This window comes from Sphingobacterium sp. UBA5639 (assembly GCF_002421245.1).
In the GTDB taxonomy this organism is placed as follows: Bacteria; Bacteroidota; Bacteroidia; order Sphingobacteriales; family Sphingobacteriaceae; genus Sphingobacterium; species Sphingobacterium multivorum.
Genome location: NZ_DIJR01000007.1, coordinates 1 through 15,598, shown reverse-complemented (window position 1 = coordinate 15,598; position 15,598 = coordinate 1). Strand labels below are relative to the sequence as shown.

Genomic DNA, 15,598 nt, shown 5'->3' with positions numbered 1-15,598 from the left:
TTTTTATTTATTGATTAATGAGAGAATAAATACTGATTACAGACTGGTTTACCTGCTGAATACTTTTCAGATAATTTAATTGAATATCGGTTGTGGTTTGCAATGCAAAAAGATATTCTACATAGCTGATTTCTCCAGTTTTATAACCTAATTGTGCTGCTGATACTATTTCTTTGGCATTAGGCAATGCTTCTTGCTGAAAATAATTAAACTGTTGCATATCTTGTTGGTATTGTTGCAAAGCATTTTGTAATTGTGTTGTTAATGCTTTTTGCAGCTGCTGAGCATTGGCTTCGGAAGCCTGTTTTCTGAAGTCCAAAGATTTTATCCTTGCTTTGGTAGCACCATAAGTGATAGGAATTGCAATGCCAATATTTACAGAATTAAAACGTTTACCAGAATTAAAATATTTTTCTGCGCCATTTACAGTATGAAAACCTATTAAAGATTGATTTGTAAAACCAATTGTAAAATCAGGTAAACCTTGCGAACGTTCTACCTTTTTGGTCTGTTCTGCAATAACAGCATCCTGATATAAGGATTGAATGGCGGGATGACTTGCAACTACATCATTATCCAATAAATTACTGATTTGTAATGGTTGAAAAATTCCATTTTCTACAATGAGAAAATCCTCTCTTGTATTCATCAAAGTTTTCAGACTGGCAACAGCATTGTTTAAAAACACTTTATTCTGTTTTAACAATAAATTAATTTCCCCTTTCTTAGCTTCTGCCGTACTGATGTCCACTTTTTTTGTATCACCAGTTTTATAACGAAGCTGTGCTATTTTTATAAAATCGCTGTACAGACTATCTAACTGTTGTAATTGTTTTTGGTTATGTTGCAAATACAGGATTTGATAATAGTAAGTTCTGACCTGCGTTTTTAGCTCTATTACCGTAAGGTTTTTCTGTAATTCTTTCGCTTTTATTTCTGCATTAATCAATTGCTTTTTTGCTCCGAATAAAGTAGGAAAAGGAATAGTTTGCGCCACTTCAAATGACTGGTCGAATTTTGTACTGTTGTACTGCCCTAATTGTGCATTAAAACCTAATTTTGGTAATTCTCCGGCAGTTTTTTTCAAGGCTTTACTTGCATCAATTTCTAAATCTGAAGCCTTTATGATTTGATTATTTTTCAGCGCAATGTTTATTGCTTCATCAACACTGGATAAATCTTTCGTCTGTGCGTTTGCTGTAAAACCTACCAATGATAGCAGTAACACAACGATAGTCGCAATGGGTTTCACTTTAAGTTTTCTTTTTAAATTAATTTTTGAATTGAAGATGATGTACAATAAAGGCAGTACGAATAGGGTAAGGAATGTGGCAGTTACCAAACCACCGATAACAACTGTAGCCAATGGTTTTTGTACCTCTGCACCTGCGCTACTGCTCAAAGCCATTGGCAGAAATCCTAAACTGGCAACTGTTGCAGTCATTAAAACCGGTCTCAAACGGATTTTAGTTCCTTCGATTACCCGTTTCAATACATCTTTTTCTCCTTCTTTTTCTAATTGATTGAAAATACCTATCAATACAATTCCGTTGAGGACTGCAACACCAAACAATGCAATAAATCCAATACCTGCGCTGATGCTAAAAGGCATTCCCCGAAGTAATAAAGCTAGTATTCCTCCAATTGCACTCATTGGGATAGCCGTAAAAATTAATCCTGCCTGTTTAAAAGAACTGAAAGTAAAGTAAAGCAGTACAAATATCAATATTAAAGAAACTGGAACAGCTATCAGTAATCTATTGCTGGCTTCCTGTAAATTTTCAAACTGCCCACCATAAGTGAAATAATATCCTGATGGTAATTTTACTTGGTTATTCAATTTTTTTTGAATTTCTTCTACTACACTTTGAACGTCTCTGTCTGCTACATTAAAACCAATTACAATTCTTCGCTTTCCCGCTTCACGGCTTATCTGCGCCGGTCCTAATTTATAATCAATTGTAGCCACTTGTGATAGAGGAATTTGACTACCTATGTTGGTGGGTATCATCATATTGTTTACATCTTCAATACTACCCCGGTAAGTACTATCTAAACGCACAACTAAATCAAATCTCCTTTCATTCTCAAAAACCACACCTGCACTTTTTCCTGCAAAGGCAGTACTCACAACATTATTTACATCTTCTACATTTACTCCATAATTGGCTAAACGAGTTCGGTCGTATTCAATATTAATTTGAGGTAGCCCACTTACCAGTTCTACTTGAGGTACTGTAACTCCCTTTACTGTTTGTATAACTTTGCTAACCTTATCGGCATTTAACGCTAGTGTATCTAAATTTTCTCCGAAAATCTTAATTGCAACATCTTGTTTTATCCCTGTCATAAGTTCGTTAAAACGCATTTGAATGGGTTGGCTTTTTTCGACAATTATGCCAGGTATTACGGCTATTTTTTCTTCTATTGCATCGCCTAATTCATCGTATGTCCTTCCGGATTTCCATTCACTTTCAGGCTTAAGAATAATTATTAAATCTGTTGCACTCGGAGGCATTGGGTCAGTAGGTACTTCACCAGCTCCAGTTCTACCTACCACCATTTTTACTTCATCAAATTGTTTGGCAATTCTCGAAGCAAGCATCGAAGTTTCTATACTTTGTGATAATGAGGTTTCAATAGGCATTTTAAATTCAAACGCATATTCTCCTTCTTGTAGCTGGGGTATAAATTCTCCTCCCATTCGGCTAAACAAGAAAATACTAACCGCAAATATGGCAATGGCGATACCCACGAACCAATACTTTATGCTAATCGCTTTTTCAAGCAAAGGCTGATATTTTTTTTGTAACCAATTCATCATTCTGTCAGAAAAGGTTTCTTTATACGAAGGTTTTTTGGATAAGAACAAAGCACACATCATTGGTATGTATGTTAAGGATAAAATCAAAGCTCCAAAAATGGCAAAACCTACAGTCTGTGCCATCGGACGGAACATTTTACCTTCAACACCCACTAACGTAAGAATAGGAATGTAAACAATTAGTATAATGATTTCACCAAATGCTGCACTGCTACGAATTTTGGAGGCAGACAGGAAAACCTCTTCATCCATTTCGGTTTGTGTAAGCCTTTGTTTAGATTTCCGTAAGCCTAAGTGATGTAATGTGGCTTCCACAACAATTACTGCCCCATCTACAATCAACCCAAAATCTATGGCTCCCAAACTCATTAAATTGGCGCTTACACCAAACACATTCATCATCGCTAAGGCAAACAGCATTGCTAATGGAATAGCGGAAGCTACTATTAATCCGGCTCTAAAATTTCCTAAAAAAAGTACTAATACAAAGATAACAATCAACGCACCTTCTATCAGGTTTTTTTCTACGGTACTCATTGCCTTGTCAACTAAAACTGAACGGTCTATATAGGGTTCAATAATAATATCATCAGGTAATGACTTTTGTATAGTAGGAAGTTTTTCTTTTATTTTTTCAATTACATTATTGGCATTTTCGCCTTTTAACATCATTACCACACCGCCTACTGCATCAACTTCTCCATTATATGTCATAGCCCCATATCTTACAGCATTACCAAATCGTACATCTGCCACATCTTTTATAAAAATTGGAACACTGCCAGGATTATTTTTTACACTGATGTTTTTTATATCTTCTAATGATGTAACCAAACCAATACCTCTAACAAAATAAGCACTTGGTTTCTTATCAATATATGCTCCCCCTGTATTTTGGTTATTTTTTTCAAGAGCGTTGAAAATATCGGTAATACTTATATCCATAGCCTTTAAGCGATTAGGATTAACAGCAACTTCATATTGCTTTAGCTCGCCACCAAAACTATTTACTTCTGCAATTCCGGGTGTACCATACAGTTGCCTTGCAACAATCCAGTCCTGCATTGTACGAAGGTCTTTGGCATTGTATTTATTTTCACTTCCCTTTTTGGGATGTATTATATATTCGTATATCTGACCAAGCCCTGTACTGACCGGAGCCAGTTCAGGTGTTCCTATTCCGTTCGGAATTTTTTCTTCTGCTTCTTTCAGTTTTTCATTAATGAGCTGTCGGGCAAAATAAATGTCTACTTTTTCCTTAAATACAACTGTAATTACGGACAAACCAAACCTAGAAATACTTCTGGTTTCTTCTAAATCGGGAATATTAGCAATGCTTTGCTCTATCGGAAAAGTTACTAATTGTTCTACTTCCTGAGCCGCCAATGTGGGGCAAACCGTAATTATTTGCACCTGATTATTTGTAATATCGGGTACGGCATCAATGGGTAATTTTGTGGCACTCCACACTCCCCAAATAATGAGCAACAATGTCATTATTCCAATGACGAGCTTGTTCTTAATGCTAAATTTTATGATACTGTCTAACACAATTCATTTGATTAATAATTAATAATAATGGATATAAATACTTTCTGTCCGTTACAGAAAGGACAGCTAAATGTGCAATTTAGATAATACACCTATCTAATAGTAAATGAATATATCATCCATTACCAATAAATACATTTGCTGAAAATATTAAGTATTAATCTTTGGCGGCTGCCAAATGTTTCCGTGATAATTGGAAATGAAATTGAAATTTTGAAGTGGGAATTTTTGTATCTTGCTAAGACTTGGCTTTGCCTCGTTTATTTTGAACGTTTGAAACGTAAAATTCACAACGGTATGACAAGTAGCACAAGAACAAAAAGGACTGCATAAATCGCCGTTTTTCGTTTGACCATTGCTTGTATTAGAAATCTCTGATTTTGAAGTATTACTGGTATCCATACCACACGCATCAGTACACGGCATTACGGATAATGCCAGAAAATATATACTGAATATGAATATAAATAGTTTCATCAGCTACAAATATAAATAAATAGATTGTGCAATAGAATTGCAAAGTTGAAAAAATCTATTTGTTACATTTGTCGCATTTCCCCTTAAGAACTAAATTAGCTCCATCTAATTTAAAGTTTTGAGGAACTTCGATGTTCGGAATTTCTGTTTCAGTAAGGCAAAAAGTATGTTTGCAGTCGGTACAATAAAAATGTGTGTGCAGTTCTGATAAATTACAATTGCATCCTGATTGGCAAAGTGCGTATTTAATCACTCCGCTTCCATCATCAATGGTATGGACAAGTTTGTATTCCAGGAATACTTTAAGTGTTCTGAAGAGAGTAATATTATCTGCTTTTTCAAACTGTTCTGCCAGCTCTTTATGACTTACTGCATATTGTTGTTTCAATAACTTTTCAACCACCAACAAACGCATAGCGGTGGGTTTTATAGCTTTTTGCAGTAAAATTTTTTCTAATTCAGTCATTGTGATTTAATTTTCTATCGTCCAATCATCATTATCGTCCTCGTCAACTGATATTTGCTCAATGATGCTGTTTGCTGCACTGTCAGAGTATGTACCATAACCATTTACGAAAACACCTTTTGCTCCATCTTTTTGGTTTCTCATCGCATATAAGATAGCCTCATCTTCCAAGTCATTAAGCCCAGTAAAACGATAAATTTTATCAATAACAATGTCCCTTAAATTAACTTTCTCTCCGTCTATTTTGTACGAAATGTTTTCTTCCAATAGATTAAAGTCTTCCGTATAACCCCTTTGTCTTAGTACTTCAATTACTTCTGATAATGTTTTTTCTGTTGATAGCATAAGTATTCTTCTTAAATTTTTGAAAATATTTTTTGAAAAAACTGAACATTTTTTTCTCTTAATTGGTTTCTAATAGCAACATTTTTTATCCTGTTGTATTGATGGACAAGGAACACTGGCATAACTACAATACACACAACAATCGCCTTGTAATGGTTTTAATCTTGTCTTGCAATTTTCACATTCATAAAAATATTGGCAAGCATCTGTTGGCATTGTTTCCTCTTTTTTGTATCCGCAATTTGGGCAAGTTATAATTGATTGTAATTTAATTTCCATTATGATATAATTTTACTTTTTAGTGATTTATAACCTGTCGAATTGATAGCTTTTTCAATTTCTATAATACTTGTTTGTTTGTTGTCAAACTTAACAATGGCATTGCCTTTCTCATAAGAAACCACAACTTCCACAATTCCTTTTAGTTTACTAACTTCCGTTTTAACGTGGTGTTCACAACCTGAACAAGTCATCCCTTTGATTGTAAACTCAACTTTCTGAATTTTGGAAGTTTGGGTAATAATTGCTTTACTTTCGGTCTTTGGAAAAAAAATGTGAGCATAAAGCGGAAATGATAAAAGTAAAGCCGCCATAACGGTAATAATTCCTAAAAATGATTTTGTTTTCATAAAGTTTGATTTTTCAGTTGTTTCACAGTTGCAGTCAATTTTCTTTTGCGGTTTCAATTTTTGATACCAAGCAAAAGCAAGCACTAAAATAGTTAACCCGATAAAATATGGACGAAAAGGTTCGAGCCAAGAGAAAGTTGAAGCAAGTCCACTTGTTCCTGCTATGAGAGCCAAAACAGGTGTAATGCAACATAATGAAGCTGCTATTGCTGTCAAAAGTCCAGTCCCAATTAGTTTTCCGTCCGTTACCATATTGTTTCTAAATTTTTTTTATCGTCAAGTATTTTAAAAAATGGGTCCAACATTTTCTCATACTCTTTTGTCAATGAGTAAAAAATGGTTTGCGCCTCTCTTTCGGTTTCAATAAGCTTTCGGTCTTTAAGTTTTCTCAAGTGCTGAGAAATCGCTGAAATTGTCATTCCAAGAATTTCACTCACATCACAAACACAAAGTCGTTTTTCTTCATAAAGAAGAAACAGAATTTTCAGTCTTACATTGTTTCCAGTCAATTCAAGTGCGTTCGACAAATAGTCAAACGAACTGTGGAGTTCCGAAACTCTTTCTTTACAGCGATTGATTTGTTTAATGTCTGCCTGTTGTCGTGTACAAGAAGTATTATCCATAATGCAAATGTAACTAATTTGTTTATTTAAGCAAATGCTAAATTATGAGTATTAAAATTTGGCATTTTATATGTTGACGTAATGGTGCTGTTACTTTTAATTCTTCTAACAATATATTAATAGAAAAATCACAAAAATATTTAGTATAATCATTCTTTCTGCACCAAATGCTGTAAGTTAGGGTCATTCTTGATACGCTCCATTTCACTAACAACAATATTCAGAATGTCTGATTTTATCTGCTTGTAATTGTTTTCTATTTCCTGCTTCATCTTATCCTCGCCCTGCTCATTTACAAAAGATAAGATTTGCGGTATTTGCTGATAGGCTTTGCTTTCTGCCGCTACCTTTTCATTGTCCACTACAATTTCGGCGTGAAATATCTTCTGCTCGATACGTTCATCAAAGTTATCTGATACAGAACCAACAAACAAACCTTGTGTAAGTGTTGAGATTTTGGAAGCCGGAATAAGGCTGTCTAACTGTGTCGAAATAGAGGTAGATTTATCATTGCGGTTAATCGTCATACTCTGGCGTTTCTGTAATACTTTACCGAAACGTTCCGAAAGGCTTTTTGCTGTTTCGCCAACCACCTGACCACTGAATATATTACCGACAGTATTCTGTATTACCTTGCTTTCCTTGTCGCCGTAATCCCTTGTTAATTGCGAAAAATCCTGAAAACCCAAACATACCGCTACCTTATTACTTCTCGCCGTTGCGATAAGATTGTCCAGTCCCCTGAAATAAATTGTGGGCAACTCATCTATGATAACGGAACTCTTTAGCTGTCCCTTTTTGTTTATCAGCTTTACAATCCTCGAATTGTATAAACCCAAAGCTGAGGAATAAATATTTTGACGGTCGGGATTGTTACCCACGCACAAAATTTTAGGTTCTTTCGGGTTGTTAATGTCAAGCGTAAAATCATCGCCCGTCATTACCCAGTAAAGTTGTGGGCTAATCATCCTTGATAGCGGAATTTTTGCCGATGCGATTTGTCCTTGTAACTGGTCTTGCGCTCCACCTTGCCACGCATCCATAAAGGGCGACAAATAATTTTCCAAATCCGGGTATGAAGTTAAAATCGTGAATACATCCGAATACTTTTTATTCAGTAATTCAATGGCGTGAGGGAACGTACAATACTTACCATCTTCGTAGATTTTCAGATACCAAATAATCGCAGCCAAAAGAATAATTGGGCTTTCCACGAAAAAATCCCCTTGCTTCTGTATCCACGACCTGTTAAGGTTTAGCATTATAGTATATGCCGCTTCGTAAGCATCAGAAATGTCCGTCATAAAATCGGGATTGAGTGGGTTGCAACGGTGGCTCTTGCGTGGGTCGTCGAAATTTATCACGTAAAATTTCGGCTGAACTTTGTATTTATCCCGATGCTTCAGTAAGTGATTATAGGCAATAGTAGAAAGGTCGTCAAACTTGAAATCGTAGATATACATACTAAAGCCTTTTTCAATCTGCTGCTTGATGTAGTTGTTTACGATGGCATAAGATTTACCGGAACCGGGAGTACCCAACACTATTGATGCCCTGAATGGATTTACAATGTTTATCCAACCGTTGTTCCATTTGCCTTTGTAGTAAAATTTGGTGGGCAGGTTAACGGAATACTCGTTTTCCATCAGTTTGGTTTCCTGCTGAAAGCTCTCATTCTCATTATTAAATACGTCGTCCATCAGGTTGGTACGAAGCAGGCGGCTCATCCATACGCCCGCCATCAGCAAGGCGATATAACCTAATGAGATAGTAAGCATATACAGGAATGTGCCTGTTGCCGGAGATAGCTTTAACAAAGGTGTGTTCAGGAAGAACAGCACAAAGCCAACGCCCAACGCCACGTAAATTTTAGTCCAGGTTATCTTTTCGTTCTTTACGCCCTTTGTCCCTAAACAGCTTAAAGCCAGTAAGACCAAAGCGAATACTTTGGTGTAAAGAGTGTGTGAAAACAAACCCGCCGTTCGGTCGAAATTGCCTAATATCTTGTTGATTACTTCCAATATATTGTTGTCTCACCTTCGCTAGAAGCCCTTTTCGAAAAAATTAATAAAAAAAGTGTCAAAGAAAAGCTTTACTCCTACAGATATACAGATAAGGGCAGCGGCTATTATAAGATAGATTCCACTTTGGAGGCGAAACTGAGAAGTAAATTCAAAATGGAATAGAATAGATGCCACATATTAAGGTTGGTATCATTTCATTTAGAGTGGTGCAAAAGTAGAAAAAAATATTAGTTTTCAAACATTCAATAGGTTGAAAATGACTATTTTTTGATGGTATTATGATTAAATATATGTTGATCAAAGCAATATAAAATCTCAGAATTTAAAGTTATCCACATTTGCAAAATTAAGAAAATCAACAACTTACAATCAATAGTTTGCAGCAAACGCATTCTCTGACAAATCTTTGCCCAAAATGTTGAAAAGTCAAACTACCGCATCGGAAGAAAATCACGGATATTTGTATCTGAAGGGTGATTTATTGCAAATTAAAGTAATTAAAATATGAATAAAAGTTAGGTAGATGTGGGAGATGATATAAAAAAAGAGCTAAGTCTTCGACCCCTTAGCCCTTTTAATTTTTGTGTCATCATACCTAGAAAGGTGGGATGAAAGTATAGTTCTTCTTATTTGAACGCAAAATAAAGCTTTTTGTTTTGCATTATCAAAATGTATTACGGGAAACCGTATATATACTTTCTCTTTTCTAGATATAACCGGGGTTATACACTGACCGGTTTCCTAAGTACAAATCACATTATTTATCGGATTAAATAAGGCTTAAGCAGGATCGCTTTGATTATCTCTCTGTTAATTATCTCTCTGTGATATTTTTTGCAGATGATGAACAATGCGATGTAGCTTATGCAATGGTTAAAATTTCAATGCTTAAAAGATTATGGCAGGAAATGGAAAATCTGGCGACAATAGACGTCACGGATACGTCGGTGGGCGTACGCAGTCTCATAATCCAACAACAGGATTATGGACTAAGCGTGATACACAAACAGGACAATTTATGGATGTGAAAACATCTGGTGGTAAGTTTAAAGGAATTAGAAAGGAGAAATAAATATGTCGTATTTGACTTTTAACAATTTACAATCAAAAAGTTATCAATCTGCAATAGCCCTAAATGCTAAATCAGGACATTATAGTACTGTTGGAGATAAAGTGTTTCTTTCTTATAGAAGGGAAGATAAAATATATGTTGCTCCAGTAGTGGAGTTTTTGAAGAAAAATGGAGTTAAACTTTATATAGACTATTTAGATGATTCTCTAGAAGATGATAATACTAAGGTCGCTGAGCAATTGCGTACGAGAGTGGGCAAATGCAAAAAATTTATATCATTAGCTACTCCTAACAGCTCAAAATCCAAATGGATGCCTTGGGAATTAGGCCTTGGAGATAGGATAGTTAATTATGAAAATGTTGCGGTTTTACCTTTGACTACGAATGAGGATCGTTGGGGAGACCAAGAGTATGGAGCTATATACGGTCGTATTGAGGGATATAGATATTATAGTAGTTTAAATTATGAATCGTGGTATGTAATATATCCCAGTGGCGAAAAAATAAGTTTGTTGGAATGGATAAATAGATAGTTCGTAATGAAAAGAAAATGTTTTATTTCTTATAAGCGAGAGGACCTAGCTTATAAAGAATATATCCAAAATGAAATAGATATCGAAATGATTGATAAATCACTAGATGTCCCTGTTAATTCCGTGGATGAAAATTACATTATGAGCATTATTCGGCGAGATCATTTGTCTGATTCTACAGTTACGATTTTTCTCATTGGCGAATATAGCGGAGAAAATAGAGGGGCATATGAACAACGGTTTATCAAAAGAGAATTGCAGGCTTCGTTATATAACGGAAAGGGCAATACTCGAAATGGCATTTTAGGCATTGTGCTTCCCAATATGTACGATTCTATTTTCAAAGGTCAGTATTATTGTAATAAATGCACGGGAACTCATAATCACGTTCAAGTAGAAGAATATACCATTAAAGAGTTTAGCTATAACTATTATCTGCCTAATAATAAATGCTCTTGGAGCGAAGACGAGAGATATTGTGTTTTGGTGAAATGGGATGAGTTTAAAAATTTACCTGAGGAATATATAGAAAAAGCATTCATAAAAAGGAATGCATTAATAGCAAACTCGGTTAGAGTCTACCCAATATAGCTAAATATGGATAAAAAAATATGCTTTGTAATTATGGGGTTTGGAAAAAAAACGGACCCCTTTACTGGACGAATCCTAGATTTAGATAAAACTTATGAGAATATTATAGCTCCAGCAATAAAGGAGAGTGGATTAGAATGTATTAGAGCAGATGAAGTGCATGATTCAGGGTTAATTGATAAAAGTATGTATGCTTTGCTAATACATGCAGATCTTGTCATTGCTGATATCAGTACGTTCAATTTTAATGCGGTTTATGAGTTAGGAATACGACATGCAGTTAGACCATTCTCTACTATAATTTTGAAAGAAAATAATGCTGATACCATTCCATTTGATCTGAATCATAATCGTATATTTTCATACAATCATGAAGGATTGGATATTTCTGCCACTGAGGCGAAACGTTGTACGAATGCTTTAATACAACTTATCGTTCAAGTTATTGAAGCTAAAAATGTAGATAGTCCGATGTATGAATATATAAGGGGACTAAATGCCCCAACACTTCCTGATGATGAACTTAAAGATATTATAGATCGATTGGGAAAGGAAGAAAAATTTGTATTTGTTCAAAGAGAAAGAGCTCGGAATTATATGAAAATGAAAATGTTTTCTGAGGCAGAAGAATGCTGGAAAAAAGCAGCAACTATCTCGGGAAATGATGATTATTTTATTCAACAACAAGCTTTATGTAGATATAAGAGCGAAGTTCCTAATTCGAAGGAAGCATTAATAGATGCATGGGGTATTATTATGCAATTAAATCCTGACGGTAATACATTGGATCCAGAAACATTAGGAATTTCGGGAGCAATCAATAAAAATCTATATAGACAAGGTTGTGGAGTTGAATTTTTAGATCGAGCTATAAATTACTATAAGAAATCCTATATAGTAAGCGGCAACTATTATACAGGAGAAAATTATGCTCATTGTTTGAAATTGAAGATTAGCGAGGTGCTAAATGACGAAGAGCGAATCTATCTTAAGTTTGAGGCAACACGTGTTTGGAACGATATTATAAACAATCTATTGAAAATTATAGACTCAGGAGAAAAGCGAGTTGATCAAATGTGGATGTATGCGAGTATTTCAAACTGTTATTTAAGTTTAGAAAATGAAGAAAGGTCTCAGTATTATAAAGGCCTGTTTTTTAACGAATCACCGTTAGATTGGCAAATAGATACTTTCGAAAAAAATAGAAATGAATTGTTAAATTAAAATGTAAAATGGCAAAAATTTATAATATATTTATTAGTCACTCATGGACTCACAATGATGACTTGGTTGGGTTGAAAGATTTATTGGAGTCTAGGGGGTACTTCAAAGTGGAATTCTGGGAATCCACCAGAGATTCACCTATAAATTCTTCAAACACATCATATGTTAAAATGAAGCTTAAAGAACGTATTCTTTCTGCTGATATAGTACTAGGGATAGCTGGAATATATGCTACACATAGTGACTGGATAGCTTGGGAATTAGAGACCGCCTATAATAATACTATACCAATTATTGGTGTTATTCCTCGAGGCCAAGAAAGGATCTCATCAGTTGTTAATGAATATTCTAGAGAAAACGTGAGGTGGAATACCGAGAGTATAGTAGCCGCAATTAGAACACATAGTAAGTAAGATATGAAAGAAGAAGACTATCCTTATCTCTATAAGATTACCGATGCTGCGTCAAGGAATGCACAGTTTTATTACATCAACGGGATTAGAACCTACCTAATACTATTGGTAATTGGGGCAATATTTGCTTTTTTAAAACCGTTCCTAGAATTTCCTATATTTTGGTTTACCACAGTCATTTTCGTTATTGGATTAGGTTTGCTTTTAATACAGGCTTTTAAAAGATATGATGAAATTTGGTATAATGGGAGAGCCGTTGCTGAATCTGTCAAAACAAGAACTTTCAGATATATAATGAAAGCAGCTCCTTATAATGAAAGTGATGCGCATTTTGTTCAGGATTTAAAGGATATTTTGAAAGATAATAAAGTTATAAGCGAAAATTCTGGTATAGATTCGGATTTTGATGTCGTTACTGCGCAAATGAAAAAGGTCAGGGGAATGAATCTAGAGGATAGAAAGACTTATTATCTTCAATATAGAATTGATGAGCAAAGAAGCTGGTATGCAAAAAAAGCTAACTGGAATAAGAAACAAGGAACTTTCTGGCTGGGTATTATGATTGTGACAAACGTTATAGCATTAGTGTTTTCTATATCATTTGCGGTTCTTAAAACTGATTACTCTCTAAGTATTGAGCCTCTTTTGGTTATAGCTTCTGTCTCCTTATCTTGGGCTCAAGCAAAAAGATTTCGAGAACTGGGCAGTGCTTACAGTCTGACTGTACATGAAATATCACTAATACGTGAAGAGAGTGCTAGAATAGCGACTGAGGAAAAATTTTCTGATTTTGTGAATGACTCTGAAAATGCTTTTTCCCGAGAACATACTCAATGGGTAGCACGTCGTAAAAGTTAATTTGAATATAAATTTCTATTTTAAGTAATACGATCAATGAATAAAGAATTATCTACTAAAAAGGTGTTTGTTTCTTATTCCTGGACATCTCAGGCGCATGTTGATTATGTTGAAAAATTAGCTAGGAGACTTTCTGCAAATGGTGTGCATGTTGTTCTTGATCAATGGGATTTGAAGCCAGGTCATGATAAATATGCATATATGGAGACGTGTGTAAAGGATAGTAAAATTGACAAAGTCTTAATGATTATAGATAAAAAATATACAGAAAAAGCGAATTCGCGCGAGGGAGGGGTAGGTACGGAAAGTATAATCATTTCTGAAGAAGTGTATGAAAATATAACTAATGATAAGTTTATTCCAATAGTAACTGAAATGGATAATGAAGGGAAGCCATTTTTACCAGTATTTTTGAAATCTAGAATTTTTGTGAATTTTGCTAATCTATCCTCATTTGAAGAAGAGTATGAAAAGTTAATTAGACTCATTTATGATAGGCCAGAGAAATCGAGACCTTCATTGGGAAGCCCCCCAAGTTATTTAACTGAAAATACAGTGAATGTCTATAAATCCGGATTTCTTGTTAGTTCGATAAAAAATCAGCTAGATAGAAATCCAAGTTCATTGGATAGGATCTCGAGTGAATTTTTTACACTTTTTGAGGACGAGTTGTGGGAGTTTGTCTTACCAGATATAAGGGATGTGGGTGATAAGAAATTAGATCTCATTGAAAATAGATTACATGATTTTCAGCTTTTAAAAAAGAGTTTTGTAGATTTTACTTTTATCGTAACATCAACGGAGTACAACTTCAATTTTGATTATTTGATCTCATTTTTTGAGAAGGTAAATCGTTATCAGAAGCCTCGAGATGAAAATGCTTCTCAATGGTACACAGCTGATTTTGAGGTTTTGAAAATAATATTTCAAGAATTATTTGTTTATTGTATCGCTATTTGTATCAAAAATTCGAATTTCAAACTGGCTGGTGAACTATTAAATGGAACTTATGTATTCGAAAGCAGTCCCAGAAGAATAGATAATCCTGATAGGAGTTTTTGTGGAATTATATTAATTCCGGAAATATTTAATGGACACTATAATCGTTCAAATATTGCACCAATGGGAAATTATTATTTGGCTAATTTATATAAGTTATCAAAGGATGAATTTGTTACTGCTGATGTAATCTGTTATATATCTTGTTTTCTTTTTCAACCGAATAAATCATATTACAAATGGTACCCGCATTCAAATGCACACTATGGATCTGTTAGATCCCATGTAGTCTTTAGATTTTTTGAAAAACTTGAATCCCGTAGTTTTTACGAGCGGATAAAACCAATTTTCAATGATATTAGTTTAGATGAGATGAAGAAAAAGCTATATGAATATAAAGGGACTGCTGGCACAAGAATCTCCTATGGTATTTTCAATGAAATTTTTCATGTTCATGAATTTCTTAACCTGGAGAAAATAGGTCGAGAAAGATAATGGTATGTTACATCCCTTGAGAAAATATGATAATATTTCCTCAAGGGATGTAATTCGTCGAATTATACGATTTTGTTAATTGTTCTCTATTTGAGAAATATCATTGTTTCTGTATTCATTGAGTTCGAGAACACGCTCAATTAGATAGGATAATTCCCTATAATAACTGTAATCATATTCACTACTTAAATTATTTCGAAAGAGTGGATTTTCAAAGGTAAATTCAAGCAATTCTCTAAATTCCCTAACATCCTTGCTTGATTTACCATTCTTTGTTTTATCTAATAGATTAATACCGTTATCATATATCCATGGGAAATCATTTTTTAACGGAGACAACATTATTTGAAGAATCGCTCTAGGGGAAATGTTTTTATTAAAAGAGCTATGGATTAATTTCTCTAACATCTCTGGATGTAGTTTTCGGTTAGCCCTTTTTGTTGCTCTTTGTGGTGAATATTCCGACAAAAGTAC

At 34.4% G+C, this 15,598-nt stretch carries 15 protein-coding genes and 1 pseudogene; 7 read left to right on the top strand and 9 right to left on the bottom strand.

Annotated features, from left to right (window positions below):
• Positions 1-7 precede the first annotated feature (7 nt).
• The 8 genes and pseudogenes from B4Z90_RS06995 to mobC all read right to left on the bottom strand — a co-directional run.
• Positions 8-4,375: a CusA/CzcA family heavy metal efflux RND transporter gene (locus tag B4Z90_RS06995; protein ID WP_115050243.1), complete on the bottom strand. Its 4,368-nt coding sequence runs from the start codon at positions 4,373-4,375 to the stop codon at positions 8-10.
• Between the two features lie 150 nt (positions 4,376-4,525).
• Entirely contained in the window at positions 4,526-4,852 is a 327-nt protein-coding gene (locus B4Z90_RS25120) for a DUF6660 family protein (protein WP_376746113.1), read from the bottom strand.
• Positions 4,853-4,907: 55 nt separating this feature from the next.
• A complete protein-coding gene (locus tag B4Z90_RS06990; RefSeq protein ID WP_024566616.1) occupies positions 4,908-5,318 on the bottom strand; it encodes a Fur family transcriptional regulator in 411 nt (136 codons plus the stop codon).
• Between the two features lie 6 nt (positions 5,319-5,324).
• The gene (locus tag B4Z90_RS06985) at positions 5,325-5,663 is read right to left on the bottom strand and encodes a hypothetical protein (RefSeq protein WP_024566615.1); all 339 of its coding nucleotides are present in this window, start codon (positions 5,661-5,663) and stop codon (positions 5,325-5,327) included.
• Positions 5,664-5,732: 69 nt separating this feature from the next.
• Positions 5,733-5,942 (bottom strand): GDCCVxC domain-containing (seleno)protein, encoded by a 210-nt coding sequence (locus tag B4Z90_RS06980; RefSeq protein WP_078679374.1) that lies wholly within the window; start codon positions 5,940-5,942, stop codon positions 5,733-5,735.
• Positions 5,942-6,544 (bottom strand): mercuric transport protein MerTP, encoded by a 603-nt coding sequence (merTP, locus tag B4Z90_RS06975; RefSeq protein WP_024566614.1) that lies wholly within the window; start codon positions 6,542-6,544, stop codon positions 5,942-5,944. The genes B4Z90_RS06980 and merTP overlap by 1 nt, the downstream gene beginning before the upstream one ends.
• A complete protein-coding gene (locus tag B4Z90_RS06970; protein ID WP_024566613.1) occupies positions 6,538-6,915 on the bottom strand; it encodes an ArsR/SmtB family transcription factor in 378 nt (125 codons plus the stop codon). The genes merTP and B4Z90_RS06970 overlap by 7 nt, the downstream gene beginning before the upstream one ends.
• Positions 6,916-7,064: 149 nt before the next feature.
• Positions 7,065-8,930: pseudogene (gene mobC, locus B4Z90_RS06965) on the bottom strand (conjugal transfer protein MobC); the annotation flags it as partial.
• A 907-nt stretch (positions 8,931-9,837) separates the two neighbouring features.
• Here mobC and B4Z90_RS06960 point away from each other — a divergent pair.
• From B4Z90_RS06960 to B4Z90_RS06930, 7 genes are read left to right on the top strand one after another with little or no spacing between them, the layout of a single operon-like run.
• A complete protein-coding gene (locus B4Z90_RS06960) occupies positions 9,838-10,011 on the top strand; it encodes a hypothetical protein (RefSeq protein WP_286801642.1) in 174 nt (57 codons plus the stop codon).
• 11 nt (positions 10,012-10,022) lie between these two features.
• Positions 10,023-10,544 carry a toll/interleukin-1 receptor domain-containing protein gene (locus B4Z90_RS06955; RefSeq protein ID WP_286801640.1) on the top strand — a complete coding sequence of 174 codons (522 nt, stop codon included), beginning with the start codon at positions 10,023-10,025 and terminating at the stop codon, positions 10,542-10,544.
• A gap of 6 nt (positions 10,545-10,550) precedes the next feature.
• Positions 10,551-11,135 carry a TIR domain-containing protein gene (locus tag B4Z90_RS06950; RefSeq protein ID WP_286801638.1) on the top strand — a complete coding sequence of 195 codons (585 nt, stop codon included), beginning with the start codon at positions 10,551-10,553 and terminating at the stop codon, positions 11,133-11,135.
• A gap of 6 nt (positions 11,136-11,141) precedes the next feature.
• Positions 11,142-12,359: a tetratricopeptide repeat-containing protein gene (locus tag B4Z90_RS06945; RefSeq protein ID WP_286801637.1), complete on the top strand. Its 1,218-nt coding sequence runs from the start codon at positions 11,142-11,144 to the stop codon at positions 12,357-12,359.
• A gap of 8 nt (positions 12,360-12,367) precedes the next feature.
• A complete protein-coding gene (locus tag B4Z90_RS06940; protein ID WP_286801635.1) occupies positions 12,368-12,772 on the top strand; it encodes a TIR domain-containing protein in 405 nt (134 codons plus the stop codon).
• A 3-nt stretch (positions 12,773-12,775) separates the two neighbouring features.
• A complete protein-coding gene (locus tag B4Z90_RS06935; protein WP_286801633.1) occupies positions 12,776-13,630 on the top strand; it encodes a DUF4231 domain-containing protein in 855 nt (284 codons plus the stop codon).
• A 36-nt stretch (positions 13,631-13,666) separates the two neighbouring features.
• Positions 13,667-15,124: a toll/interleukin-1 receptor domain-containing protein gene (locus B4Z90_RS06930; RefSeq protein WP_286801631.1), complete on the top strand. Its 1,458-nt coding sequence runs from the start codon at positions 13,667-13,669 to the stop codon at positions 15,122-15,124.
• 75 nt (positions 15,125-15,199) lie between these two features.
• Here B4Z90_RS06930 and B4Z90_RS06925 read toward each other — a convergent pair.
• Positions 15,200-15,598: hypothetical protein (locus B4Z90_RS06925; RefSeq protein ID WP_286801629.1), on the bottom strand; the 399-nt coding region annotated here is incomplete at its 5' end.

Bases quoted from the DNA above. Each gene is read 5' to 3' on its own strand.
- B4Z90_RS25120 (WP_376746113.1), bottom strand. From the start codon at position 4,852: ATGAAACTATTTATATTCATATTCAGTATATATTTTCTGGCATTATCC.
- B4Z90_RS06990 (WP_024566616.1), bottom strand. From the start codon at position 5,318: ATGACTGAATTAGAAAAAATTTTACTGCAAAAAGCTATAAAACCCACC.
- B4Z90_RS06985 (WP_024566615.1), bottom strand. From the start codon at position 5,663: ATGCTATCAACAGAAAAAACATTATCAGAAGTAATTGAAGTACTAAGA.
- B4Z90_RS06980 (WP_078679374.1), bottom strand. From the start codon at position 5,942: ATGGAAATTAAATTACAATCAATTATAACTTGCCCAAATTGCGGATAC.
- merTP (WP_024566614.1), bottom strand. From the start codon at position 6,544: ATGGTAACGGACGGAAAACTAATTGGGACTGGACTTTTGACAGCAATA.
- B4Z90_RS06970 (WP_024566613.1), bottom strand. From the start codon at position 6,915: ATGGATAATACTTCTTGTACACGACAACAGGCAGACATTAAACAAATC.
- B4Z90_RS06960 (WP_286801642.1), top strand. From the start codon at position 9,838: ATGGCAGGAAATGGAAAATCTGGCGACAATAGACGTCACGGATACGTC.
- B4Z90_RS06950 (WP_286801638.1), top strand. From the start codon at position 10,551: ATGAAAAGAAAATGTTTTATTTCTTATAAGCGAGAGGACCTAGCTTAT.
- B4Z90_RS06945 (WP_286801637.1), top strand. From the start codon at position 11,142: ATGGATAAAAAAATATGCTTTGTAATTATGGGGTTTGGAAAAAAAACG.
- B4Z90_RS06940 (WP_286801635.1), top strand. From the start codon at position 12,368: ATGGCAAAAATTTATAATATATTTATTAGTCACTCATGGACTCACAAT.
- B4Z90_RS06935 (WP_286801633.1), top strand. From the start codon at position 12,776: ATGAAAGAAGAAGACTATCCTTATCTCTATAAGATTACCGATGCTGCG.
- B4Z90_RS06930 (WP_286801631.1), top strand. From the start codon at position 13,667: ATGAATAAAGAATTATCTACTAAAAAGGTGTTTGTTTCTTATTCCTGG.